The following is a 23,183-nucleotide window of genomic DNA, read 5'->3' as shown; positions in this document are numbered from 1 at the left end:
TTGACCGGGGGAGTACAACCGTGGCCCGCCACACCGTGACCACCGCCGCGCTCGCCACCACGACGGCACTCCTGCTCACCGCATGCGGAGGACCCGACGACGGGCCGTCGGACGCCATCAAGGGGGCGGACAACGCCCCGAGCGCAAGCCAGCCACCTTCGACGCCCGCGCCGGCCGCCGCGGACCGTCCGACGGTCACCCTTCCGAAGGACTTCCAGTTGACCTTCGAGAAGTGGACCAGCAGCGACTCGGAGACCCAGGCGCTACTCACCGACGCCAAGGAGCAATTGCGCGCGGGGTACGCGGCGATCATCGCGAACGAGGCCGACGGCGACGACGCCCTCGCCTTCTACGACACCGAGTCGAGCCTGTCCCAGGACCGGCAGTGGATCAAGAGCTACACAGGCGAGAACCTCACGGTGTTCGGCACGTTGCCCGCGTTCGACCCCAAGGTCTCCTTCACCGGCGGCAAGAAGGCGGCGTCTCTCACCTACTGCACGGACGAGAGCAAGGCGTATTCGAGAAACCGCAAGACCGGCGAGGTCGCGGGGAATCCGACGGGCGAGGATCCCCAGATCTTCTACACCGTCAGCCTCGCCAGGAACGCGCAGGGCGTCTGGCAGAACCTGTCGACCCGCTCCGAAAGGGGAGCCTGCTCGCGATGAGGTCTCCTCGCGGACGGGTCGCTCTGACACTGACGTCGCTCACCTCGGTCCTTCTCACATCGGCACCGGCGCACGCCGTCGGGAACGGCGGTGTCAACGGGTCGGCCGACAACGACCGTACGATCGCCGCTTCGGCAGACCGGTCCCGGGTCCAGGTCAACCGGGTGAGCGGCCCCATCGGCGGCAAGCGGGGCAATCTCTCGCCGGCGGACGTGAACTGGAAGCCACCGCCGTGCTGGTACGAGCCCGTCTTCTCCCCCGCCCAGCTCAAGGACTTCTCGGAGACCGACGGCAACGGTGATGTCGCCCTCCGCCAGGGCTGGAGCGGAACGCGCCTGTGGACCGAGCACTTCAAGGACGGGAAGGACGCCCGCAACTACTTCGGTACGCCCTCGACCGCGCGGGGCTACAAGAACTACAACCTCGGCGAGGACGGCTACTTCTGGCGCGGAGTGGCTCCGGACGTCAACGCGGTCGAGGACACCACACTGTGCAGCCGGCTCATGTTCTGGCAGAACGCCGGTGACATCCCCGCCGTGCCGAACGCCCCCACGGCCGAGACCCTCGCCGAGTACGCCTACGACAAGGTCGAAGTGCCCGGTACCGACATCGAGTTGAAGCCGGCCGCCAGGTCGACGGTGAACGCGCCGACCTGGGTGTGGCTGGACAAGGGCACGTTCCAGGAGGTCAAGGTCCGCGCAGAGCTGCCGCACACCGGCCTGTGGGCGGAGACGACCGCGAAGCCGGTCGCGCTGCACCTGGAACCGGGCACCCAGGACGCGGACACCTTCCCCGCCTCCGGTGACTGCGAGATCGACGACGACGGCTCGATCGGCACCCCGTACCGCACGGGCGACGCCGGTACGACCCCGCCGTGCGGCATCTCCTACCGCCGTGCGACAGCCGGCGCCCCGTACGAGCTGACGGCCTCCGTCACCTGGCAGATCACCTGGCAAGGCACCGCCGGCGCGGGCGGCACCCTCCCGAACGGCACGTTCGAGACCACCCAGCAAATGAACGTCCAGGAAATCCAGTCGGTCAACCGCTGACGCACAACCGCCGCTTCCGCCGGGGCACCTCCGCCCGGGACGTCAGCCGGGTAGCCGGAGGTCCGTGCAGTGGTGGCGTTCCGCCGAGGCTCGGGCGAAACCGGTGAGCAGGTCCTCGGCCAGGTTCCGCCGCACGACAGTGTCAATGCTCTCTGTCCCGTCGAGCGTGAACAGCGCCCGAGCGCTGAAACCGGGGCACTTGGCACTCGCCCACACGCCGAAGGAATCGCTTCCTGCCGTGCGGCTGTACTGCTGGCCGTCCTTCTCCTCATCCGATGCCGAACGAAGCCTCTGGGCGAACGGACCGAACGAGCCATAGAGCCTATAGCGGGGCTCACCCCGCACCCCGTCCGGCACCTCGCTCGCACCCAGCAGGCAGCCTTCCACCGGGGCCGTACCGGACGTCTTCGTTTCCATGATCGGCCGGACAAGGTCACCACGGCCACGCAGCGGAACACCCTGGCAGGTCCCCTCCGCCGCGCCTGATCGCGACGGCTTTGGCGTCGCCGGAAGATCCGGGATCCGACCGCCGGGGTCCGCTTCACAGGACCACCGGCGGGCTGCGTTCACCGCGGTGGCGGTGACCAGTTCGGCAATCTTTCGGGCTCTGTCGGGAGACGGGTCATCAGCGGCGATCTCCTGCGCGGAGACGGCCACAGAGACGTCTTTGTTGCGGCAGGGGAGCACCACGGAGGTGACGCCCGCACTTGTGAAACCGTGCCAGCCACCACCGAGGGGGGTGGGTGGCACATCCCACTCCCGCAGCTGGATCTCGGTGAAGATGCTCTGGCCGTTCTCGCTGGCACCGAGGGCCCGGCCCGGGATTCGACCAAGGGCGAGGACGAAATTGGCGACACGGCAGATGTCGTAGTCGAGACCGGCGCCAAAGCTCGGGTTGGTGTAATCGAGGGCGGCCGTGTCCAAGTCGGTGAAGAACGCCGACTCGTCGTACGGGATCACTCCCTTGCAGTAGCCGGCGAGCTTGTCCTCGTACCGCCACCCCCGCGCGGTGTCACTCAGGCGGTACCACGCGAAGCCCGCCAAGCAGGCGAGCACCAGTGGCAACGCCACATACAGCGCCACCCGTCGCATCCCGCGCATCAGTTCTCCTGCCTCTCCTCGTGGCTGCCCTCCGGCTCAACCCACCTCGTTCTCCGCCACGGCCCGCCCCCGCACCGTCACGTCGCCGCCGTAGAACATGCCTGTGAAGACCGGTGAGTAGGTGAGTTGGACCTCCACCTCCACCTGGTCGGCGTTGGCGGCGACGCAGTTCGTGGCGGCTATGTCGGGGCCCGTCATGCCCATCTCCTGGGCGAAGGCCTTGACCCGGGCGCCGCAGTTCTCGAAGAGGATCGGGGCGCCGCCGCCCTCGTTCTCGTACAGGGCGTCGAGGTCGACGTCCTGGGCCGCGTAACGGGCGGCCTGTTCCGCGATGTCGGCGGCCCGTTCGCGCTTGGAGATGGACAGGCCGCCGTCGATGACGAAGGCCGACAGGGACAGGAACACGAGCGCGAAGATGATCACCGCGCCGGCGCCCGACCCCCGGTCGTCGAGGCGTTCGCGGCGTGCCGCCGCCCACCCGCGCACCCGGTCCGCCGTACGTCCGCTGAAAGCCGCCCTCACGCCCGCCATCACGCCTTCCTCTTGAAGGGGTCCAGCGGTGACGTGAACGACGCCTCCAGGCGGGTCGGTACGTCCAGACCCAGCATCGCCAGACCCCGCACCTCGCAGCTGACCTCCACGGTGAAGAGGTCGGCGTCCTCGAAACCGGCGCTGGTCTTGTTCACCGTCACCGGGCCGGCGCAGACGTCCGCGAGGTCGGCGTCCGCGGCCTTCTGCGCCTCCGCCATCGCGGAACCCTCGTCCCGTTGCAGCGAACCGGAGCGGGCCGCGTCCCGGGCGGCCCCGTCGAGCGCCCCTCGTCCGTCGACCAGTTGCCCGAAGGCCACCAGCACCAGGATGAAGAGGATCATCACCGGGGCGAGGATCACCACCTCGACGGTGGACAGCCCCCGGTCACCGAGGGCGGCGCTGCGCGAGAGCAGTCGCCTCACAACTGGGCGCATCTAGTTCCCGTCATCCTCGACGAACCGCTCCACCGGCCCCACCGACCGCGCGTGCACGGTCAGATCCAGTCCCGGGAACACCGACGGCACCTTCGCCGTGATCTCCACCCCGACCGTGTTCTGGTCCGGCTGGAGCACATTCACGTCGGGCCCGAGGACCAGCTGCGGCCCGAGCTGCGCGATGTAGCTGTCCACGACGTCCCGCGCCTCGCCGCGCCACGCGCCCGGGGACTCGTCGGCCGTGGCACGGGCCTTGCGCGCACCGGCCTGGGCCGCCGCCTGTGCCACGTGGTCGGCGAAGAAGTACAGCGCGAACTGCACCGTCGCGAAGATCATGAAGAAGAGGACCGGTGTGAGCAGCACGAACTCGATCGCGGTCATGCCGGAGTCGCCGCGGGCGGAGGCGGCCTCCACCCGGCGGCGTACCCAGCGGACCAGGCGTCGTGCGCTCACCAGTAACCCCGTGTACGAGAGAGAAGGGACAGTCGCGGAATCAGCAGGTGCTGCCCGCGTCCGCGCCCTTGATGCAGTCGCCGACCTTGTTGGCGCCGTCGCTGAGCGCGGCGTTGATGATCGCGGCGACCACGCCGACGATCGCCACGACGACCGCCGAGATGATGACCCACTCCACCGCGGACGCACCGCGGTCGAGTTCGCCGGAGCGGGCGCGCTGCACCCGGCCCTGGAGGAAGGTGATCAGGAAGTCCACCCCCGGGATCCCGGTGCTGTAGTTCCGTCCGTTCATGGTGAGTTGTCCTCTCGAAACAGTTCAGGGCAGTTCAGGGCAGTTCGCAGAAGCAGTTGTCGGTTGTCGTCGGGCTCAGACCTGGAACACGCGCATCGCCGCCGGGAAGATCAGGAAGACCAGGAAACCGGCGCAGAGCAGCAGCTGCGCCACGAGCATGGACTGCGACTTCTCGCCCGCGCTGCCCTCGATCTCGGCGAGTTCGCGGTGCCGCATCGTCTCGGCGCGCGAGGCGAGCGACTCACGCACCTTCGCCCCGTCGTCCGCGACGAGCGCGAGTGAGGCCGACAGGTCCTTCAGCTCCTCGACGCCGATCTCCTCCCCCAGCGTGCCGAGGGCCTGCCACTGGCTGATGCCGGTGATCCGGGCGTCCGCGAGCGCGTTGCGGATGCGCTGCGTGGCCCAGCCGTCGGAGACCTCGGCGGCGGCCATCAGCGCCTCGGGCAGACCCCGGCCGCCCGCCAGGCTCATGGACACCAGGTCGAGGTACGCCCCGATGACGCGCCGCAGGTCGCGCCGCTTCTCGGCCGCGTCCCGCCGCACTTCGAGGTCCGGCAGGAAGAAGAAGACGATCGCGAAGAGCAGGGCCAGCCAGACCGGGATGGCGGGGCTGCGGCCGAAGCCGAGCGTCCAGACCACCGCGAACATCAGCGGCCCGAAGAACACTCCCGCGGCGCCCAGCAGCACCTTCGTCGCGAGGAAGTTCTCCCAGCTGCGGTCGAGCACCGCCAGGTCGGCCCGCAGCGAGCGCTGTTCCCAGCCCTGCTGCAGGTACAGCTCGGCGACGCGCTGACCCACCCGGGCCCGTACGCTGCCGAGCCGTCCGCCGTCGGCGTCGGAGGTGCGGTGCGCGGACTCGTACGCCGCTCCCCGTGCCCGCATCGCGTCGATGCGGGCGACCTGGGCGACCGCGCTGCGCTTGGCCGGCATCAGGGCGCGGACTAGGACGTAGATGCCCAGGCCGAGGACGGCGCCGACCAGGACGGGCAGGGTCAGGGTCGAGTTCATCGGCGTACCCCCTCCTCCGGTGACAGCGGCAGGGACTGCTGCGGGGACGAGGACGGCGGCTGGGACCCGGGCGACGTACGGGGGCGGACGAACTGGACCGCCGACTCGTCCCGCACCAGGAACCGCTCCGGCGTCTCGATGGTCGACAGTTTGCGCAGCCACCAGAAGCCGAGCGCGAACAGCCCGCAGACACAGGCGAGTACGAGCTGGCCGACGGCCGTTCCGTACGGTTCGACGAACTCGCGGTTGAAGATGGACAGGCCGAGCACGAAGGCGATCGACACCGCGACCACGATCTGCACCGAGCGGCGGGTCGAGGCGCGCTGGGCCATCACGCGCTGGCGCATGTCGACCTCTTCGCGGGCCGACTTGGCGAGCGCGCCGAGCACCTGGCGCAGACCCGGGCCGCGCAGGCGCGCGTTGAGGATGAGCGCGGCCACGATGATGTCGGCGGAGGCGTCGTCGATCTCGTCGGCGAGCTGCTGCAGGGCTTCCGGCAGCGGCGTACGGGAGCGCAGGCGGTCGACGAGGGCGTCGAGGTGCGGGCGCAGGACCGGCGCGGAGGCGCGGGCGGAGGCGGGGATGGCCTGTTCGAGGCCGACCGCGCCCGCGATGGTGTCGCGCAGCGACTCGGTCCAGGAGGCCAGCGCCTCCACGCGCTTCATGGCGGCCTTCTCCTCGGAGGCGCCGCCGAAGAGCTTGTCCCAGAAGAAGACGAGGACGGCGGTGGCGATACCGGCGACGGCCCACCGGGTGAGCAGCAGGACGACGATGCCGGCGAGGGCCGCGACGGACCCGCGGCGGCCGGCGAACCGTACGAGCTCGGAGGCCCGTTCGCTCGCCTTCTGCTTCTCGTGGTCGGGCTTGGCGGGCAGGCCGCGGACCGCGACGGCGAACAGGGCGAGGCCGCCGCCCACCGCGATGCCGCACGCGAGGGCGTACAGGACCGTCGTGGAGAACAGTCCGCCCATGGAGCCGAGCGAGTCGAGAGCGGCCAGAGTCACGCCTGACTGCCCCATGGTCATGGTCGGTGCATGCATGATCAGTTCACCCCCAGTTCCCGCCGGGCAGGCGATAGCCGTACTGGATCAGGTCTTCGAGGCAGGAGATCGGGGCGTGCGGCAGGACCCGGCCGTCCGGTGTCTCGGCGAACACCTCGCTGGACAGGACGCGTCCGTCGACGCCGTTGACCTCGCGGATCGAGGTGACCACGCGCTGGAGCCGGCCGCCCGACTCGAAGTTGTTGCGGCGCTGGACGAAGACGACGAAGTTGACCGCGCCCGCGACGAGCATCTGGCTGGCCTCGATGGGCAGGCGTTCGGTGGCCTGGAGCGCGTAGGTGGAGATGCGGTTGAACACCTCGTGGGAGCTGTTGGCGTGAATCGTGGACAGTGAGCCGTCGTTGCCCTGCGACATCGCGTTCAGCATGGTCACGATCTCGTCGCCGAGTACCTCGCCGACGATGACGCGCGAGGGGTTCATACGCAGCGACCGCCGGACCAGTTCGGCCATCGAGATCATGCCCTGGCCCTCGGAGTTGGGCAGCCGCTCCTCGAACGCCACGACGTTCGGGTGCAGGTCGGGGAACGTGTCGAGACCCAGCTCCAGGGCGCGTTCGACGGTGATGAGGCGTTCCTGCGGCGGGATCTCGTTGGCGAGCGCGCGCAGGAGCGTCGTCTTACCGGCGTTGGTCGCGCCCGCGATCATGATGTTCTTACGGGCCCGGACCGCGCAGGCCAGGAAGTGGCCGACCTCGGGGGTGAGCGTGCCGTTGCCGACGAGGTCCGACATGAAGACCTTGCCCATGCGGGCGCGACGGATGGACAGCGCGGGTCTGCGGGTCACGTCCATGACGGCCGACAGTCGCGAACCGTCCGGCAGCCGCAGGTCGAGCTGCGGGTTCGCGGAGTCGAAGGGCCGGGAGGAGAGCCCCGAGTACGCGCCGAGGATCTGGATCAGCTCGATGAGCTCCTCGTCGGTCTCGGCGACCGGATCGGCCCTGACCTCCTCGCCGTTGGCGTAGCCGACGAAGACCTGGTCGTACCCGTTGATGTCGATGTTCTCGACCTCGGGGTTGTCGAGCAGCGGCTGCAGGCGTCCGACGCCGAAGAGTGCGGCGTGCACGGCTGCCGCGTACTGCTCCTCGGTCTCCGCGTCCAGGGGCGTACGGCCGGAGTTGATCTCCGTGCGCGCGTAGTCCTCCAGGATCTGGGCGATGACCGCGCGGGCGTACTGGCGCTCGTCCTCGTTGGACATCGGCGTGACGCCGGAGACCTGGTCGAGGCGGCGCTGCTCGGCGATACGGTCACCGGCCTCCTGCCGGAACCGCTTGACGAGCTGATGGTCGACAGCGGTCATCGGCCGGCCCCCGTCGCCCTCTGCGTGTCGGCCACGGTCATCGGCCGGCTCCGGCGGTCGGCCGGCCACCCGGACCGCCACCCGGACCGCCCGGACCGCCGCCCGGTCCACCCGGACCGCCGGCCGTCGGTACGGACCAGGCCGCGCCGAACTGCTGGTAGAGGTCCGAGGTCACCTTGCGCGCCGAGCGGATGAGCAGCGACTTGTCGAGCCGGCCGCGCTTGCGGCCGGCCAACTGGTCTGCGCCCGTGGGGTCTTCGGCGATCGTGCCGACGACGCGGGCGCCGGTCTGCGAGGCCATCAGCATGTCGTTGACCTGGTGGACGATCTTCGCGGAGTCGCCCGGGTCGGTTATCAGTACGACGCCTATGAGGGGCGTGCCGAGCGCCGCCGCGCCACGCGGTCCGCCGTGCAGCTTGGCGGTGAGCGCGGCGGCCCGGTCGCGTACCCGCGCGATGGCCTCCGGCTCGGTGCGCGACACCAGCAGGACGAGCGCGGCCTGCGCGAACATCTCCACGGCCGGGGAGTCCCCGCTGATGCGTCCGCAGTCCGCTATGACGTCGGCGGGCGCGTGCTCGGAGTCGGCGAGCTGCGCGAAGGCACGGCCGAGGGTGGGCCACAGTCCCGCGAGCCCGGCCGCCTGCTCGGCGTGCGCGAGCCCGACGAGCACGTCGAGCCCACCGCTCAACGGCTGTACGTGGTCCCAGATCTGGTCCGGTACGAGACCGCGGCGGGCCGTGGCCGCTATGGACAGCATGCCGGTGTTGGGGTTCAGCGGGCCGCCGTGCGCCGCGGCACTGCGGTACACGAGGTCTCCGCCGGCCGGGTCGGTCTCGGCGAGCAGCACGCGGCGCGGCCAGACCGCCGCGAGGGCGACGGCCGTCGTGGTGACGCCGGGGGAGCCTTTGTCCGCGGCGAGGGCGATGAGGGCCATGGTGTGTGTGACTCTCCGCCGCTAGTTGCCGGGGACCTTGACGAGGGCGACCGCGTTCGCCGCGGCGGCGCGGGTCAGCGCGGCGGCATCGCTCTCGTCGACGATCACGGTGACGCGCTGGTTGGTGCTGCTGATGGTGCTGTCGCTGCCGTTCGGCACCTTGGTGACGCGGGCGTCGTCGACGATCGGGGTGTCGGCGGAGCCGGTGGAACCAGTGGCTCCGGACCCCGTCTTGTCGTCCGCGCCAGCGTTGTTACCGGCGTTGTTGCCGACCTGGTAGGCGGCCACGAGGTCGCCCGGCGCGATGCCCTGCGGGTACTGGCCCTCCTTGAGGGAGAGACCGACGATCGCCTTGCCGGCCGGGACGCTCGCCTCGGTGCCGAACATCTCGCCGATGACGAGGGTGCCCGCGTAGATCGTGGACTTGGCCTTGAGCTTCTTCAGGGTGTCGACCTGGGTCCACGGGATGTAGTTGACCCCGGCGTCGTCGGCCACCAGCACCGATGCGACCTTGCCGGCGACGGACTCACCGGCCTGGACGTCGCTGGTCACCTTCACGACCTCGACGCGGTCCCCGGCGCGCAGTACGAGCATGGTCGCGCCGAGCGCACCCACGAGGATCAGCAGCACCGCGAGCGCGGCCAGTGCGGGTTTGCGCTCGCGGGGCGGCGAGGGAAGACGCTCCCCCATCGTCGGCTGAACCGGCGCGGAGGAACGGTTGTTGCCCGCCCCCGTACGCTCTTGGATCTTCACGCAACCGCTCCCCGTACACCCAAGAAAGTTTTCGTCATTCAGGACACTTGACACACTTGACGCACTCCGGGCACTGGGCCCTCACCGGGCGTACCGCCCGACCTGGTCGCACATCCGCCGCAAAGCTGCCGAACAACCACGGCCGGAACGAGTGTCAAGCCACCGCACCGTATCAGCAGCACATAAGCCCCTCAAGGCGCGACCACGCCCGCGAACCCCACCCACCACGACGGTATCCACGCGCAACGCGGGCCGTCCGGTTCCACGCCACAAAAGCTGCCGCACACGGAATCACGCACGGGATGGCTGCTGTGCACCAGCGAATCCCCCACTGCCGACCCGTCGAGTGCCGGTCACGCTGCGTCCACCATCCCTGCACGACACGCTCACGGGAGGCGTGGGGGCGTGGGGGCGGCGGGAAGATCTCCGGCCACGGGTGGCTGCCGGTGACGGGGCTGTCGGTGACGGGGGTGTGGCGGCGACGGGGCACGTCTGCCGGCGAACTGCCCTAAGGGGGGAAGTCGGTATCAGCGGCGACCGCTCCCCCGGCCGTGCACGGCGGAGAGCCCCGCCTCGGCCGGCGTGATGCCCGAAAGATCGCGTACGACGACGCTGTTGCGGTCGCGGACCGAGCGGCCGAGGGCGTACTGCGGCCACAGGCCCGCCGCCACCCGCCTGCTGCGTTCGCTCCACTCCCGCGCCGGACCGCTGCCGGTCTTGTAGTAGTTGAGGGCGTAGCCGCCCGTGTGGATCCGCAGCAGACAGAAACCGCCGGGGTACTCCTTCACGGCGCCCACCTCCTGCAAGGTGACGTGCCGCGCCTGCGGGAGGACCGTGCGCTTGTTGCGGTGGGTGTGGCCCGCGTGGTGGAGGAAGACGCCGGGGGCGGCGGCGTACGTGCCGAGGATCGCGCGGGCCTGGCGGCGGTTGAGGCGTTGGCCGCTCGTCACGGGGAACGGCGAGTTGCGTACGGTCAGCGGGTGGTGGCCGAAGACCAGGGTGGGCTGGTCCTTGTGGGCCCGCACATCGGCCCGGAACCAGGCGAGTTGCTCGTCGGAGAGCCCGCCTGAACCGGCCCCGCTCCCCTTCTTCTCGTACGTGTCCAGCCCGAGGATCCGCAGCCCGCCGAGGTCCCGCGCGAAGTACGCGGACCCGCCACCCGGGCCGCCACCACCCGGGCCACCGCCGGCCGGGAAGGCGTCCAGGAAGGTGTCCCCGCGCTCTTCGTGCAGGCCGGGTCCGTGCAGGCCGGGCCGGCCGCGCCGGTCATGGTTTCCGCGTACGACGAAGTAGTCCTGCCCGTACGTGCCGAACCCGTCGAGCAGGCGTCTGGCCTCCGCCAGGTCCCGCGGCGCCCCGCCGGCGGATATGTCCCCGGCCGCCAGCAGATGACCGGCTCCACGCCGGTGCGCCTCCTCCACCAGCGCCCGCCCCATGATCTCCGGGTACGGGCCGAGGCCGAGCTGCTGGGAGATGCCCCGCATCAACGGCATGCCCGTCACCAGTCCGGCGGTGGTCTCGCCGAGGTGGAGGTCGTTGCAGAGGGCGATCGACAACAGGTGGCGTCCGGGCGGCGGTTGGGGCGTGGTGAAGGAGTACGGGCCGCCGCGGGAGCCGAACCCGTGGAGAGAGGTTCCGACGGCGTTGCCGCTCACCAGGTGCAGGGGGGTGGGTGTGGCCGCCGAACCTCGGGAACGGGCCTGGTAGTAGTACGTCTGCCCCGGCTCCAGGCCGGTCAGCTCCACATAGTGGTGGGCGGTGTGGCGACCCTCGGAGGCGGTCTGGTTCAGGTGGGCGGGGTGGGTGCCGTAGACGACCTCGCCCTCGGTCGACGCGGGGACCATCCGCCCGAGCCCGTCGTCGCTGCCCTCCACACCGGTGTGCCAGGTGATGACGGCCCGGTCCTCGGTGAGAGTCACCAGTTCCAGATTGACGGCCGACACGGCGTCGGGGTCGCGATCGGGGTCGTACGGCGGACGGACCTGCGCCGTACCGCGACGGGCGGCGGAGTGGAGGACTCGGAGGAGGGCGTGCGGAGCGGCGAAGCAGCATGGCATGCCTGTTTTGTGCCCGCGTGTGGTGAACGCGAACTCCTCCGCGGTCCTACTCCTCCTGACCGTCGCCTGTCGTCTCGGGGTACGCGACGAAGGTGCCCTTGGCGGGGAGGGTGACGACTAGTCCGCGTTCGCGGAGTTCGCGCGTCGCCCGGCGGGCGGTCAGATGCGCGACCCCGTACTCCTCCGCCAGGTCACGCTCACCCGGCAGGCGCGCCCCGGGTGACAGTTCCCCGGAACGGATGCGGGCCTCGATGTGGTCCGCCATCTGCATATAGACGTAAGCAATCTTCGTCGGGTCGATCGGCGACTGCCCTGACTCTGGTGTCATATCGAACAACGTACGACAGCACGGAACTGCATGACTCCTTGGAGCACTGCAAACCGCTATACACCTCCCATGTGCACCCTGTAGCGTGCTTGTCACGTGAAACACCCCGGCGACGGCGCGAACCGTCCCGGGGCATGGCCAACGCTTGCTTAGGAGCGTCAACGTGCTGGACCTTACTCTCCGCCTCCTCGCCTGGGTGCTGAACGTGTGCACCCCGCGCCCGAGCGGCCGTCACCGGCTGGGGTCACTCCCACCCCTCCGGTTCATCCCGGTCCCCCCGCCCCGTTTCAGCTCTGTCCGCGGCCGCCGCGCGGCGGAACACGGCATTCACGGCGTCCCGGTGGCCGCCCGATGACGCGCCCCGCGGTACGGATGTGCGCGCGCTGCCACCGCGTGACGGCCCAGCCGGTACTGGTCCACGAGGTACACGCGGCGACGGGCCCCGGCTTCAACGTCTACGCGTGCCCGGAGTGCGCGGACCAGTACCCGCCGATGACGGACGTACTGGAACTCACGCGACCCCCGCGTCAGGGCGCGCGCCTCACCCTGCGGGTGTACACGGTCGACGCGCGGGGCGCCGTGACCGGGGAACGGAGCAGGGTCGAGATCCGGACCGGCGGAGGAGCGGGCCCGCTGCCGCCGCCACTGCCGCAGACGTCGGCGTATCCGCCGTGCGGGTGCCCACGCTGCCGGACGCCGGAGCGCGGCGCGGTGGAGTGGTAGAGCGTTGGAACTGAGGCGCCTCGGGCCCCGGACGCCTGTCGACGTCCGGGGCCCGAGGCATGGGCGGGGCCATGCGTGGGTCATATCCGGGGGCATGTCCGGGTCCGCTGTGCACTCAGACACGATCGGGTCACTTGCGCCATCGGCTTGCCCTGATTCCTCCGGGTCCGCCCGTCCGCGAAGGGAAGTTCGCGGTAGCGAAAGCGTTCGCCCCACGGATACCGTCGTGGCTCTTGAATACATCTAAATCTCACGGGGGTTCACTGTGAAGCGCCGATCTTTGCCCGTTGCTGCCGCGCTGGCCGCGACCGCGGCCCTGCTGCTGACGGCGTGCGGCGGTGGGGACGACAAGTCCAGCGACAACGACAAGATCGCGGGCGCCGACCAGGGCTCGAAGAAGCCGACGAAGTCGGCGGAACCGGCGGGGGCGTCCGAGGACAGCCCCGACGGGGTGGACGTGTCCCTGCCCAAGGACATGAACCTGGTCTTCGACTGGGAGAAGCCGAAGGCTAAGAACGAGGCGGCGGCTATGGATGACGCCGCGAACTACGTTCGCGCGATCTACCGGGGTATCGACAAGCGCACGACGAAGGACGCGGCCATCACCACGTACGCCACCGGTGAGGGCGTGACCTACGCGAAGACGCAGATCGACAGGAGGGTCGACGGTGACTGGACAGCCACCGGCACCCGGCGTCATTACCAGGCTACGACCCGGTCCACCACGAACGGCAACTCCGTGGAAGTCGCGTTCTGCGTGGATTCCAACAAGTTCTACAGCAAAGAGGTCAAGACCGGGAAGGTCCTGAAGACCGAGCCCAGCATCGACGGCTTCGACTACTTCAAGATCATCATGGTCAAGTTCCCCACCGGTGACGGCCTGTGGCAGGCATCCAAGGTGTTCGTCGAGACGAAGGCGGCGAAGTGCCAGTGAACACATCACGGCGTACGCCCCTCAGAAGCGGCACAGTTGTCCTGGCGCTGACCCTCGGTGCGCTCACCCTCGGAGCACCGGCTCACGCGACGGAGACGCCGAGCAATAGCGGAGACACCAAGACCGACCAGAAGGGCGGCGGCGACGGCAAGGGCATCTACGCGGCGGCCAGCGTCCAATACTCCGGCGCCGTGACCAAAAGCGGTGGAGCCGGAAACGTAGCGTCCGCCGACGTCAACTGGACGCCCCCGCCCTGCTGGTACGCCCCCTACATGGGCGCCAAGGACTTCAAGAAGAAGATGTCCGGCGACATCGACAGGTGGCAGAACGACCCCGCCATCACAGGAACCGCGGGCTCAGCCATCGGCGAGATGCAACGCCACTACGAGGACGACTACGGCTGGACCGACACCCCCGGCTACAAGGACTACAACGTCGACAAGGACGGCGAGGGGATGTTCTGGGCCGGCGTCGAGAACCCGAACGAGCCGGACTACCTCAAGCGCACCGCGTGCAGCGACCTCCCCTTCTGGGTCGACAACGGTGAGGCCCCGCCGCCGCAGTACGAGCAGGCCATCACTCCGGAGATGCTGGCGGCGCTGGCGTACCAGCACATGGAACTGCCCGGCACCAAGGTGACGCTGGCCCCCGAGGCGATCACCAAGGTGAACCTGCCGACGTGGGCGTGGCTGGACGAGGCCGTGTTCGACGAGGTCCAGGCGACGGCGGCGATCAACGTCCCCGGCTTCAACATCCAGGCGACCACGACGGCGAAGCCGAAGTCCCTGACGCTGAGCCCGGGCACGGCGGACGCCACGACGATCCCCGCGGACGGCGGTTGCCCGATAGTCGACGGCAGGATCGGCGAGCCCTACGCCAAGGGCAAGGCCGGGGAGACACCGCCCTGCGGCATCATCTACCGCCGCTCCTCCGGCGGCGAAACCCTCCCCCTCAAGGCCGCGCTCACCTGGGAGATCAGCTGGACGGGCACGGGCCAGGCGGGCGCGATAGGCATGCCCGACGGCACGATCGAGGCCACGCAGAACATCACGGTGGAGGAGATCCAGTCGGTCAACCGCTGACTGACGGGGAGCGAAATGGCAGCCGACGAAGCCAAACCGAAGCAGGACAACCCGGAACGGGAACGACTGCAGAGGCTGAGGCGAGAGCTTGAGAAGGAACGGGCCGACCTGGTCAACGCCCTGAAGAGGGGGGCGGGGGACATCGGAAAGGGCGGCCCGAACTCCACGAAGTCATGGGTGGGCAAGACGGCCGACAAGTGGCACGGCGATGTCGTCGGCCACCGGAGGACCGTACGAGCACGCATCGACAAGGTGCTTACGGACATGCAGCGCGAGATCGACCGTATGCCGGAGAAGGTCACGCCCGAGGAAGCCAGCGCTATGAACCGCAACAGGCGAATGTACTGAAAGCGGCTGAAGGTCGGCAGCGGGTGCGCTGCGAACGGGGACGGCGGGCATGGACAAGGATGACAACGCAAGCGGCGGGATCGTCTTCTCGGGCATCGACCCGGACGCGCTCAAGAGCACGATCGATTCCGTGAGCCGGGACCAGGAGACACTCCAGACCCGAGCGTCCTACTACAAGACGGAACTCGCCTACTACGGTCTGGGCGCCGAGGAACTGCAGGACATTCTGCACGTGGCGAGCTGGGCCCGGGACGAACTGCCCATGCTGAAGAGGCGTTACCACCTGTCCATGAACATGGACAACAGCCCCTTCCCCGGCTTCAAAGGCATGGTGCAGATCAACGAGGCGCGGGTGACCCGGGCCGCCAACGCCGCGGCGGCCAAGGATGCCAAACGGGCCACGAACCTCGCGAAGAAGGACCCCGAGGACCTCACTCCCGAGGAACTCGACGAACTGACCACCCTCTTCGCTCTCAACCACGACCAATACCCTTTCGCCGAGAAGGTCGTAGGGGCCCTGGGAGCGGCGAAGACGCTGCAGCTCTGGTACGGGATCAGCAATCTCGGCAGCGCTCCCGGTTACGGCCGCCCCTCGGACTTCAAGAGCTCAGACGCCCTCGACGAGGTGCAGAGGAACCTGAGCCTGACCGTGGCCGCGGCGACCAACTCCGACGCGCCGGCGATGGTGCGGTGGAAGAAGGACATGGTCGCGCTCGGCGGCAACCCGATCGCAGAACCGGGCCCTCCCCCGTACGGCAGCTCCGGTGGCCCCAAAGGCTTCCTCGTCATGAGCAATCTCATGCGCTTCGGCGACTACGACGACAAGTTCCTCGAAGACTACGGAACAGCACTGATCAAGGAGGACAAGCAGGTCCTCAACGGCCCCGGCCCTGCATGGGGAGCCACGGGCAGGCTCAACCACGTGGGCAACGACAAGGGCAACGATCCCCTGACGGGCTACATGAAGGCCCTGTCGAACAGCCCGGCCGCGGCGACGGTGTTCTTCACAGCGAAGCACAAAAACGAGGCCGGCAAACCGGAATCGAACTTCAAGTACCTATTCGAATCACGCGAGTGGCCGAACGACAGCAAGCCGGGCGAAGAAAGCGTGACAGGCCGCAACAGCCTGGGCCACGCACTAGAAGCAGCAATGACGGGCCACCGCCCAGGCGAACAAGCAACAACAGAAACCGCAAAACACACAAAAGCCCAGGCCGACTTGTTCCGATCCTTGGTGACATCAGTATCAAAAGACCAGGACCTACTCCGTAATCACGAGTACATGTCGGACAGCTTCGCCAACATCTCGGCCGACTACATGCCGGATCTACATCAAGCACTAACTGACGACAAATCTAACGGGCACCTTCTTTACCCAACTGCGAACCCAAAAACCGCCGCCGGCGTACAGGAGCACGACGCAGTAAGATTCCTGCACGCACTAGCCCGAAATAAAGAGGGATACGACACCCTCAACATCTCTCAGCACGCGTATGCAGCCGCATTGACAGAGCGGCAGGTAAAGCATCCCGGTGCCTTCACCTACCCACCAGGCAGCGAAGATACTGTCAAAATGCTCGCCTACGACACCGGACGCTTTCAAGGTGTCATCGGGAGAGGCCGGTACTTCCAAGCCAATATGGACAACACCGAGGTAGCTGCACGTGACAATGCGTGGAAGGAACATGCGAGTACATGGGGAGGGTCCATCGTCGGCAGTGCGACAGCCATCGCAACGGCGCCGTTCACCGGCCCGGGCGGCATCGCACTCGGCGGATTGGCCGGCACCGCGGCAGACGAGGTCTTCAACGGAATCCTGGACGGCTTCGACAATGACCAAAAAGAGAAAGAACAAGTCTACCAGAACGTAAAAGGTTTGAGTGATATCAAGAGTTCTAGCATCCTGACCACTCAGAAATCCGTAATTTCGGCCACCGGCTCCAAAAATTACGAATCCCTGGCTGGCAGCGAGGCTGGCAGGGGCTTCCAATCCGCCAACAGCATGATACAAAACACCGATGCCGAGAACAGTGAACGCGCAAACGAATAGGTGATCTGCCTTGACGGTACCGAGCGACCGCAGACCCGTCCGGAAGTCATTCATCTATGGTGGCGTGGCCGCGACTGCCGCTGTCGCCCTACTCCTCGCCTACACCCTCGGAGCTTTCGAGAAACGCGGAGATATCCGGGCCGAGGACGTCTGCAGCAACGTACCTGATAGACAGAAAGCTACCGGCATCTTTAACTCCGTGCTTCCTGTAGCCTCTGCGTATCACTTCGAAGAAACACAGGACACGACAGCAGACTGGCACTTCAACAGCCGCTGCAATGTGAACGGAGACGATGACAAAATTCTCCTCATTCTGTCCGCAGAAATGGGATCCGCAAGGCCCTGGCGAGAGTGGGCGGCGAACGAAATTCCACCCAACTCCGGCGGCGACCGCACCTACTTCAACGCCGGGGTCAAGGGAATCTCCAACACGGAGGTCGCCGCGATCTGGGTCCCTTGCTACGCCAGTGAAAGATCCAGCAAGCAGCCCTGGAACATGACCGTGTTCGCCTTGGTCCACAAACCCCTCGAAGCCTCGGACAAGCAAGCCCGCCAAACCCTCATCGACCTGGCGACCGACTTCGCCCGTCAGGCCCACAAGGACGCCAAGTGTGACCTCCCGTCCAAGCTCCCGAGCTGAGGACGGGGCCCGCCGCTGGCCTACTTACCGTTGAACGTCCAGACGTACAGCTCCCCGTCCTCCTCCGACCAACGCGCCTCCACTGACTTCGAGTTCGCCGGGATCAGGTACGACTCGCACAGGACATGACTCTCTCCCCGCTTCCAGTTCTCGATGTCGTACGGGTCCTCTCAGCCGGCCGCGTCGTCGTAGGTGACCTCGATGTCACCCTCCTCGACCTTGCCCGTGGCGCTCTGGTCGGCTTCGAGAGCGCCGCCGGAGGCAGCCTCGGCCGGGGACTCGGACGCCGCGGCCGCCGACTGGGACCCCGCCTGCTACGGCTTGGCGTCCGTGTCGTCACCGCCACCGCACGCGCCACCGCACGCGGTCAGCGGAAGGGCGAGTACGGCGACGGGTACTGCAACGCGCACCGCGTCTTCCTGTGCAGCAAAGCAACTCCTGATAGCTGCGATCCCCCGATCACAGCAGGTTGGAAGGCCGCGTTGCTCTGCAGAGATGCAAAGAGCGTTTCGCCCACACAGCTTCACAGCATCTACATGCCATGCCGTGCCGCCACCTCTGTCGGCGGACCGCGACCCTGTGGACCCGGACACGATCGGACCGCGAGCACTCACCACTTGCCCTGATTCATCCAGATCCACCCGGCTGCGCAAGGAACTTCGCTGTAGCGAAACCGATCGCCCCACGGATACCGTCATTGCTCTTGACTGCATCTTTGTCTCACGGGGGTTCACTGTGAAGCGCCGTTCCTTGCCCGTTGCCGCCACGCTCGCCGCGACCGCGGCCCTCCCGTCGACAGCCCGCGGCGGCAGGAATGCCGAATCCGGCGACAAGGCAGCCGAGGCGGACTAGGCGGACGAGGCAACAGAAGTCGGCCAACTCGTGCTCTGAAGAGTCATGTCACCGGGTTTCGGCAGGGACTCATCGCGTCCTAGAGCAGAACAGAAAAGGATCAATCAGTGGGCTTCAAGGGAATGGACGACGTCCAGGCACCGAAACTGGCCGCCGCCGTCGACGTACTGGGAGGAACACTCTCCATCCAGGGCGGCCTGATCAGCAACATCCTCGCGAAATGGGATGCGAAGGCGGAAGGCGTCTCCGACTTCCCGAAGAAGGCGTCCTGGGCGCAGGACGAGGCCAAGGACATCCGTCGACGTCTGGGGCTGTCCCTGGACGACCCCGAGGCGGTTCTCACCTTCGCGGGTCTCGCCGGCGCACTGGAGACGTGGCAGGAGTTCAAAGAGGGCACCCTCAAGGACATCAAGACGCCCTTCAAGATCCTCAAGATCCCGACGGCCATCGAAGCGTCGATGCACCTCTACCAGAGGTGGGCCCAGGGGCAGAACGTCGCCGGCGCACGGGCCGTATGGGAACTCAACAAATACTTCGGATCACCGGCAGCGCGCACCGCGGCAAAGCGTGGCGAACTGCTGCAGGAGCTCCTCAAGGACCAGAGGATCCGCAACTGGTACAAGGAGCCGTGGAAGTGGCAGCAGGCGGTCCGGAACACCGCCATACGCCTGAAGATCCCCTTCGCCGCGAAGCTCTTCAGCAAGGCACCCGGCACCGGCTTCCTCGCCACGCGTGTCTTTCTTCCGCTGGCCGTGGTGAGCGGCGTCAAGGAGATGTTCCTCCCCACTCATGAAGGCGCTCAGGGCTGGGTCGACCGGGGCATGGGAGGCGTCCAGGCCGCGGGTGCCGTAGCCGTGCTGGGTGGCGCGGGCATGGCCACGGCGCTGGGGGCGTCCGCCGCCGTGGCCGCCGCGGTCCCCGTCGTAGGCTGGGTCGCTCTTGGCGTGGCCGGGGCCTACTTCCTGGGCAGTTGGGCCTGGGACAAGTGGGGTGACGACATTAAGGACGGCGCCAAGGAGGCCTGGAAAGCCACGAAGGAGTGGGGCAACGACATCAAGGACAAGGGTGCCGAGATCGTCGACGGAGCCAAGAGTGCCGTCACCAACCTAGTTCCCAACGCCATCCGCAAGTACAGCTTCTGGTAAGCGAGCATCGGACTAACAGTCATGAAAAGCCCTGAAATCGACATGGACCTCCAGGAGTTCCGCGGAATCCTGGCCGAGGCGCTTTCCGAAGGAGGAACGCAGCCCCTCCTGAGGCTCACCGATGAAGAGATCGCCATTCTCGATCCCGACTCGTTGACCGAATGCGTCGCCCCCACGCCGCGGATCAGTGCGCTGTCCGGCCAGGAGCGCGAATGGGTCTATGCCACGGCACTACGGTCCCTCGTATCGCGTGAGGCGGTGGAGGTCGCCAACATCGACGAACTCGACGCCGTGCTGCGAGCGGCGGACGCGAGCTCCCGGTCCGGCGACGCGGCATCCGGCGAGGGCACGGACCCCGGTTCCGTCCCTTCGGGCGTGGACCTCGACCTGCGCATCACCCCCGAGGTGAGCCTCGCCCTGACCCTGCGGCGAACTGCCGCCCGCGCACTGGCTGTTGAGCAGCACACGTCGAGCGGCGTCACGCACATGCTGGTCTACATACACGCCGAGGACCTCTACCTCGTGGAGCGGGTGACCGGCGGCGGCCTGCACATGTTCACCCTCGCCAGTTCCGCCAAGGACGCGGCGGACATGGTGCAGCTGTTCATCGACCCCTTCGAGGTCGCCGACAAGGACGGCCGCGTCCAGGAGATCACCCCCGAGCAGATCAGCGACGACAACGTCGGCCGCGCCCTCGGCGAGGCGATCAACAACGCGCTCGTGGTCGGCCAGACGGTGCTCCTCGCCGACGCCCCGGGCCCCCTCCTGACGACGTACGCCACCGACAAGGCCCTGTGGACGGTCTTCGTCGAGAAGCCGAACGCCCCGACCGGCATCGAGGCGCGCCCCGTAGGCAAGACATCCCTGCGCAAGATGATCACCGAGCTGATCACCCCGCCCGTCTCCGGCTGAGGAAGGAAACATGTCCAGAGAGAGCGACTGCCGAGAGGACGTACGTCTCCTCAAGAAGTACGCGGACGAACTTGAGCGTTCCGTCGACAACGTCCAGCACCTCTGTGGCACCGACACCTGGACGGGCCCCAAGGCTGAGCGCTTCCGCGGCGAGTGGTCCGGCCACAAGAAGCAGATCACCGACGCCGTGGCCAACGCTCGCGCCGCGATAGACAAGGCGCTCAAGCGCGTGGAGCAGGAAGAGGCGGACAAGAAGAAGACAGGAACCGGAAACTAGCGCCGTGGCCAACCAGCAACGCACCCCGACTCGTGCCCCGGCCCCCACCCAGGTACGCCGGATCACCGCGGCGACCATCGACGCGCTCACCGCCCTGGTGTGCGGCCTCGTCGCCGGGGCCGCGGCCGGCGTGAAGGTGATCGACGGAGTGGTCGAACTCCGGCCACAGTCCCCCATGGTGTGGGGTGCGGCGCTCGGCACGGCCCTGGGCCTCTCCTTCGTGAACCACGTCCTGCTCACGCTGGCGACCCGAGCGAGCCTGGGAAAGCTGATCACGGGCCTGCGTGTGGTCCGCGCCCTCGACGGCGGACGCCCCGGCCTCTTCCGCCTCACCGGCCGCTGGCTTTTCGGCTTCTACTGGACGGTCGTGTTCGTCCCCATCCACCTGGCAACGGACAGCGACGTCGAACAACAGGACGCGGTGGGCCTACGTATCGTGCACCGAAAGGCCTGACCGAGATCGCCAACGCGTTTGGCGTTCACATCGTCGAACGGATAGGACCGAGATGCGCCATACCCGAGCGATGGTCGCGGCACTGACGATCGCAACCCTTGCCTCTTGCACGAGTGAGGAGCCGCACGAGGGGGGTGAATCTTCTTCCACAAGTCCCGTATGGATGAAAATCCAGAGTCCGTCCGACTACGTGATCGGCGAAGCGGGACCATTGGCTCTCGAAGTGGAAAACAGCGAATCGAAACGAAGCGAAGTCGACGTCAATCTTTCTCTCAGTTTGAAACACGCACCCAAGGGTGACGTTTCCATCGAATATCAAGAAGTCGGAGCCTCCTCCTGGAAGGATCTTCGGCTCTCACCAAAGGATACCGGGGGTGCAGAAAGCCGCAGTGGCACCTTCCAGACCACACTGCCACCAGGCAGCAGCACGCTGAGACTTCGCCTGACCCCTGGAATGCGTCCCACGAACAGCGGCCAATCCATCGACATCACCGCCAAGATAAGCAGAGCACGCAAGTCGCTGGCCATCGCTCATGGATCAGCGCCATTGGCTATTTTTCAGGTCAAGGCGGAATCCGGATCCGAGTATGTGCAGAGAAGGGGAGGCTGGGCCGAGTACGAATTCTCGGTGAACAATCGCTCTGCGGTGGACTACCCTCAGATTCAGGTCCTGGCCTTCTTGTGTGAAGAAGCCGAAGGCGATTGCAAGGCAGATGAATCGACCTCTGCTCTGTCTGTTCAATGGAAGACACCGGACGGGTGGAAAGACTTGCGCATCCCTTCCCCCGACCCCACCCCCACCTCCGATGCGGCCCCGGACCTTGAGGACGACGCCGCACTCGTCTCCGACATCCCTCTGTCACGTGACGACAGCAAGCGCCTGAAGTTCCGGATCAAGGAGGCAGGAGATCTGCGCAAGGGTCCGTGGCGCGGAGAGATTCAACTCCTGGCACGCCATAAGGGCGACAAATCCACCACCGCACTGAGTTCCACAGGTATCGCGTTCCAAGTCAAGTGACGTAGGCCACGAGGATCTCTTTATTTCGCTACTTTTTCCAGCTTCCGAAATTGCTTGTCGATGATTTGCTTCGGCACGGCAACGAACTCATGCGCATTTTGAGTCGCAGCGGAGATTCTGATCAGGGTGGCACCCTGCCGCATCACGACGTATCGAATCTTCGCACCCATCTGATACTCGAACAGGATGTTCACCTCACTGTGACCGTATGAGGCTTTGTCGGCCGTGACCCGACGAACTTTACTCTTCTGACCGGAGTATGTGACATTGAATCCCGAACCACAGGCCGAGACAGCGCTCTTGAGGTCTGTCAACGCGTCCTCGGCTGCCGACTCCGACTCAACACTTGTCAAGATGAGCTGGTAACTCGCATCCGGCTTCTTGCTTTTCATAATGCTCTGCCGTGCCGAGCGTTTGTCATAAGCTGAGATCTCGGGTGCAATGGCGAGCGCCATAATGGGCTGGCAGGCCTTCCTGTCCGCTCGGGCCGAATGGTCTGTCTCGGCCCGTGATTCGTCGAAGAACTTGTACCCCGGCGCATCTCCCTGAGTCAGCACCACACGGGAGAGCTGCGATATACTCAATGGTTCTTCACCTGCGGCTTCTTCACTGCCGCATGCCGAAACCCCCAACAACACCGCGGCAATGGACGCCATCGCGACAGCCCTTCGCGCCTCGGCCGGCACCATTCCTTCGGGCTTCCCTGCAGGTTCCTCGAACACCCTGTCTCCGATCTTCGCCACCGCACTGCGGACTATATTTTGTACGTCACAAGCAACCCGCGC

General features: G+C 67.1%; 26 protein-coding genes. 13 read left to right on the top strand and 13 right to left on the bottom strand.

Features of this window, described 5'->3' with window-relative positions:
• Window positions 1-20: 20 nt before the first annotated feature.
• Both IE278_RS31385 and IE278_RS31380 read left to right on the top strand, forming a co-directional pair.
• Complete coding sequence (locus tag IE278_RS31385; RefSeq protein WP_189776961.1) at window positions 21-665, top strand: hypothetical protein; 645 nt, start codon at window positions 21-23, stop codon at window positions 663-665.
• Complete coding sequence (locus IE278_RS31380) at window positions 662-1,714, top strand: hypothetical protein (protein WP_189776959.1); 1,053 nt, start codon at window positions 662-664, stop codon at window positions 1,712-1,714. Before IE278_RS31385 ends, IE278_RS31380 begins: the two co-directional genes overlap by 4 nt.
• A gap of 42 nt (window positions 1,715-1,756) precedes the next feature.
• Here IE278_RS31380 and IE278_RS31375 read toward each other — a convergent pair whose 3' ends face one another.
• From IE278_RS31375 to IE278_RS31320, 12 genes are all read right to left on the bottom strand, one after another.
• Window positions 1,757-2,815 (bottom strand): hypothetical protein, encoded by a 1,059-nt coding sequence (locus tag IE278_RS31375; RefSeq protein WP_189776957.1) that lies wholly within the window; start codon window positions 2,813-2,815, stop codon window positions 1,757-1,759.
• Window positions 2,816-2,851: 36 nt separating this feature from the next.
• Window positions 2,852-3,346 (bottom strand): pilus assembly protein TadG-related protein, encoded by a 495-nt coding sequence (locus IE278_RS31370; RefSeq protein WP_189776955.1) that lies wholly within the window; start codon window positions 3,344-3,346, stop codon window positions 2,852-2,854.
• Window positions 3,346-3,780 (bottom strand): TadE/TadG family type IV pilus assembly protein, encoded by a 435-nt coding sequence (locus IE278_RS31365; protein WP_189776953.1) that lies wholly within the window; start codon window positions 3,778-3,780, stop codon window positions 3,346-3,348. Before IE278_RS31365 ends, IE278_RS31370 begins: the two co-directional genes overlap by 1 nt.
• A complete protein-coding gene (locus tag IE278_RS31360; RefSeq protein ID WP_189777073.1) occupies window positions 3,781-4,161 on the bottom strand; it encodes a TadE family protein in 381 nt (126 codons plus the stop codon).
• Between the two features lie 112 nt (window positions 4,162-4,273).
• Window positions 4,274-4,525 (bottom strand): hypothetical protein, encoded by a 252-nt coding sequence (locus tag IE278_RS31355; protein ID WP_055509289.1) that lies wholly within the window; start codon window positions 4,523-4,525, stop codon window positions 4,274-4,276.
• A 75-nt stretch (window positions 4,526-4,600) separates the two neighbouring features.
• The gene (locus IE278_RS31350; RefSeq protein ID WP_189776951.1) at window positions 4,601-5,533 is read right to left on the bottom strand and encodes a type II secretion system F family protein; all 933 of its coding nucleotides are present in this window, start codon (window positions 5,531-5,533) and stop codon (window positions 4,601-4,603) included.
• Window positions 5,530-6,504, bottom strand: a complete 975-nt coding sequence (locus IE278_RS31345) for a type II secretion system F family protein (RefSeq protein WP_189777071.1) — start codon at window positions 6,502-6,504, stop codon at window positions 5,530-5,532. The genes IE278_RS31350 and IE278_RS31345 overlap by 4 nt, the downstream gene beginning before the upstream one ends.
• A 76-nt stretch (window positions 6,505-6,580) precedes the next feature.
• Window positions 6,581-7,891, bottom strand: coding sequence for a TadA family conjugal transfer-associated ATPase (locus tag IE278_RS31340; RefSeq protein WP_189776949.1), 1,311 nt, complete (start codon window positions 7,889-7,891; stop codon window positions 6,581-6,583).
• A gap of 37 nt (window positions 7,892-7,928) precedes the next feature.
• Window positions 7,929-8,825: a hypothetical protein gene (locus IE278_RS31335; protein WP_189776947.1), complete on the bottom strand. Its 897-nt coding sequence runs from the start codon at window positions 8,823-8,825 to the stop codon at window positions 7,929-7,931.
• 21 nt (window positions 8,826-8,846) lie between these two features.
• Window positions 8,847-9,578, bottom strand: a complete 732-nt coding sequence (locus IE278_RS31330; RefSeq protein WP_189776945.1) for a hypothetical protein — start codon at window positions 9,576-9,578, stop codon at window positions 8,847-8,849.
• Between the two features lie 527 nt (window positions 9,579-10,105).
• Entirely contained in the window at window positions 10,106-11,635 is a 1,530-nt protein-coding gene (locus IE278_RS31325) for a purple acid phosphatase family protein (protein WP_189776943.1), read from the bottom strand.
• Between the two features lie 46 nt (window positions 11,636-11,681).
• Window positions 11,682-11,963 carry a winged helix-turn-helix domain-containing protein gene (locus IE278_RS31320; RefSeq protein WP_189776940.1) on the bottom strand — a complete coding sequence of 94 codons (282 nt, stop codon included), beginning with the start codon at window positions 11,961-11,963 and terminating at the stop codon, window positions 11,682-11,684.
• 351 nt (window positions 11,964-12,314) lie between these two features.
• On the opposite strand from IE278_RS31320, the gene IE278_RS31315 reads away from it, so the two are divergent.
• The 11 genes from IE278_RS31315 (at window position 12,315) to IE278_RS31260 (ending at window position 22,398) form a co-directional block, all read left to right on the top strand.
• Window positions 12,315-12,686 carry a hypothetical protein gene (locus tag IE278_RS31315; RefSeq protein ID WP_189777098.1) on the top strand — a complete coding sequence of 124 codons (372 nt, stop codon included), beginning with the start codon at window positions 12,315-12,317 and terminating at the stop codon, window positions 12,684-12,686.
• Window positions 12,687-12,951: 265 nt separating this feature from the next.
• Window positions 12,952-13,620 (top strand): hypothetical protein, encoded by a 669-nt coding sequence (locus IE278_RS31310; protein WP_189776938.1) that lies wholly within the window; start codon window positions 12,952-12,954, stop codon window positions 13,618-13,620.
• Window positions 13,617-14,702, top strand: coding sequence for a hypothetical protein (locus IE278_RS31305; protein WP_189776935.1), 1,086 nt, complete (start codon window positions 13,617-13,619; stop codon window positions 14,700-14,702). The genes IE278_RS31310 and IE278_RS31305 overlap by 4 nt, the downstream gene beginning before the upstream one ends.
• Before the next feature lie 15 nt (window positions 14,703-14,717).
• Window positions 14,718-15,050 (top strand): hypothetical protein, encoded by a 333-nt coding sequence (locus IE278_RS31300; protein ID WP_189776933.1) that lies wholly within the window; start codon window positions 14,718-14,720, stop codon window positions 15,048-15,050.
• 49 nt (window positions 15,051-15,099) lie between these two features.
• Window positions 15,100-17,100, top strand: coding sequence for a hypothetical protein (locus IE278_RS31295; RefSeq protein WP_189776931.1), 2,001 nt, complete (start codon window positions 15,100-15,102; stop codon window positions 17,098-17,100).
• A 10-nt stretch (window positions 17,101-17,110) separates the two neighbouring features.
• Window positions 17,111-17,740, top strand: coding sequence for a hypothetical protein (locus IE278_RS31290; protein WP_189776929.1), 630 nt, complete (start codon window positions 17,111-17,113; stop codon window positions 17,738-17,740).
• A 959-nt stretch (window positions 17,741-18,699) separates the two neighbouring features.
• Window positions 18,700-19,737, top strand: a complete 1,038-nt coding sequence (locus tag IE278_RS31280; protein ID WP_189776927.1) for a hypothetical protein — start codon at window positions 18,700-18,702, stop codon at window positions 19,735-19,737.
• 21 nt (window positions 19,738-19,758) lie between these two features.
• Entirely contained in the window at window positions 19,759-20,649 is an 891-nt protein-coding gene (locus IE278_RS31275; RefSeq protein WP_189776925.1) for a hypothetical protein, read from the top strand.
• Between the two features lie 10 nt (window positions 20,650-20,659).
• On the top strand, window positions 20,660-20,926 hold the full coding sequence (locus IE278_RS31270; protein WP_189776922.1) for a hypothetical protein: 267 nt from the start codon (window positions 20,660-20,662) through the stop codon (window positions 20,924-20,926).
• 4 nt (window positions 20,927-20,930) lie between these two features.
• Window positions 20,931-21,380 (top strand): RDD family protein, encoded by a 450-nt coding sequence (locus tag IE278_RS31265; RefSeq protein WP_189776920.1) that lies wholly within the window; start codon window positions 20,931-20,933, stop codon window positions 21,378-21,380.
• A gap of 70 nt (window positions 21,381-21,450) precedes the next feature.
• A complete protein-coding gene (locus tag IE278_RS31260; RefSeq protein ID WP_189776918.1) occupies window positions 21,451-22,398 on the top strand; it encodes a hypothetical protein in 948 nt (315 codons plus the stop codon).
• A gap of 20 nt (window positions 22,399-22,418) precedes the next feature.
• On the opposite strand, the gene IE278_RS31255 is transcribed toward IE278_RS31260, so the two are convergent.
• Entirely contained in the window at window positions 22,419-23,141 is a 723-nt protein-coding gene (locus tag IE278_RS31255; protein WP_189776917.1) for a hypothetical protein, read from the bottom strand.
• Window positions 23,142-23,183: the final 42 nt, after the last annotated feature.

The sequence above is a fragment of the Streptomyces tauricus genome, from assembly GCF_014650955.1.
Taxonomy (GTDB): Bacteria; Actinomycetota; Actinomycetes; order Streptomycetales; family Streptomycetaceae; genus Streptomyces; species Streptomyces tauricus.
Note: the sequence above shows the minus strand (reverse complement) of the source record. Positions and strands in the feature narration are given on the sequence as shown.

Bases quoted from the DNA above. Each gene is read 5' to 3' on its own strand.
- IE278_RS31380 (WP_189776959.1), top strand. From the start codon at position 662: ATGAGGTCTCCTCGCGGACGGGTCGCTCTGACACTGACGTCGCTCACC.
- IE278_RS31375 (WP_189776957.1), bottom strand. From the start codon at position 2,815: ATGCGCGGGATGCGACGGGTGGCGCTGTATGTGGCGTTGCCACTGGTG.
- IE278_RS31370 (WP_189776955.1), bottom strand. From the start codon at position 3,346: ATGGCGGGCGTGAGGGCGGCTTTCAGCGGACGTACGGCGGACCGGGTG.
- IE278_RS31365 (WP_189776953.1), bottom strand. From the start codon at position 3,780: ATGCGCCCAGTTGTGAGGCGACTGCTCTCGCGCAGCGCCGCCCTCGGT.
- IE278_RS31360 (WP_189777073.1), bottom strand. From the start codon at position 4,161: ATGACCGCGATCGAGTTCGTGCTGCTCACACCGGTCCTCTTCTTCATG.
- IE278_RS31355 (WP_055509289.1), bottom strand. From the start codon at position 4,525: ATGAACGGACGGAACTACAGCACCGGGATCCCGGGGGTGGACTTCCTG.
- IE278_RS31350 (WP_189776951.1), bottom strand. From the start codon at position 5,533: ATGAACTCGACCCTGACCCTGCCCGTCCTGGTCGGCGCCGTCCTCGGC.
- IE278_RS31345 (WP_189777071.1), bottom strand. From the start codon at position 6,504: ATGGGCGGACTGTTCTCCACGACGGTCCTGTACGCCCTCGCGTGCGGC.
- IE278_RS31340 (WP_189776949.1), bottom strand. From the start codon at position 7,891: ATGACCGCTGTCGACCATCAGCTCGTCAAGCGGTTCCGGCAGGAGGCC.
- IE278_RS31335 (WP_189776947.1), bottom strand. From the start codon at position 8,825: ATGGCCCTCATCGCCCTCGCCGCGGACAAAGGCTCCCCCGGCGTCACC.
- IE278_RS31325 (WP_189776943.1), bottom strand. From the start codon at position 11,635: ATGCCATGCTGCTTCGCCGCTCCGCACGCCCTCCTCCGAGTCCTCCAC.
- IE278_RS31320 (WP_189776940.1), bottom strand. From the start codon at position 11,963: ATGACACCAGAGTCAGGGCAGTCGCCGATCGACCCGACGAAGATTGCT.
- IE278_RS31315 (WP_189777098.1), top strand. From the start codon at position 12,315: ATGACGCGCCCCGCGGTACGGATGTGCGCGCGCTGCCACCGCGTGACG.
- IE278_RS31300 (WP_189776933.1), top strand. From the start codon at position 14,718: ATGGCAGCCGACGAAGCCAAACCGAAGCAGGACAACCCGGAACGGGAA.
- IE278_RS31295 (WP_189776931.1), top strand. From the start codon at position 15,100: ATGGACAAGGATGACAACGCAAGCGGCGGGATCGTCTTCTCGGGCATC.
- IE278_RS31275 (WP_189776925.1), top strand. From the start codon at position 19,759: ATGAAAAGCCCTGAAATCGACATGGACCTCCAGGAGTTCCGCGGAATC.
- IE278_RS31270 (WP_189776922.1), top strand. From the start codon at position 20,660: ATGTCCAGAGAGAGCGACTGCCGAGAGGACGTACGTCTCCTCAAGAAG.
- IE278_RS31260 (WP_189776918.1), top strand. From the start codon at position 21,451: ATGGTCGCGGCACTGACGATCGCAACCCTTGCCTCTTGCACGAGTGAG.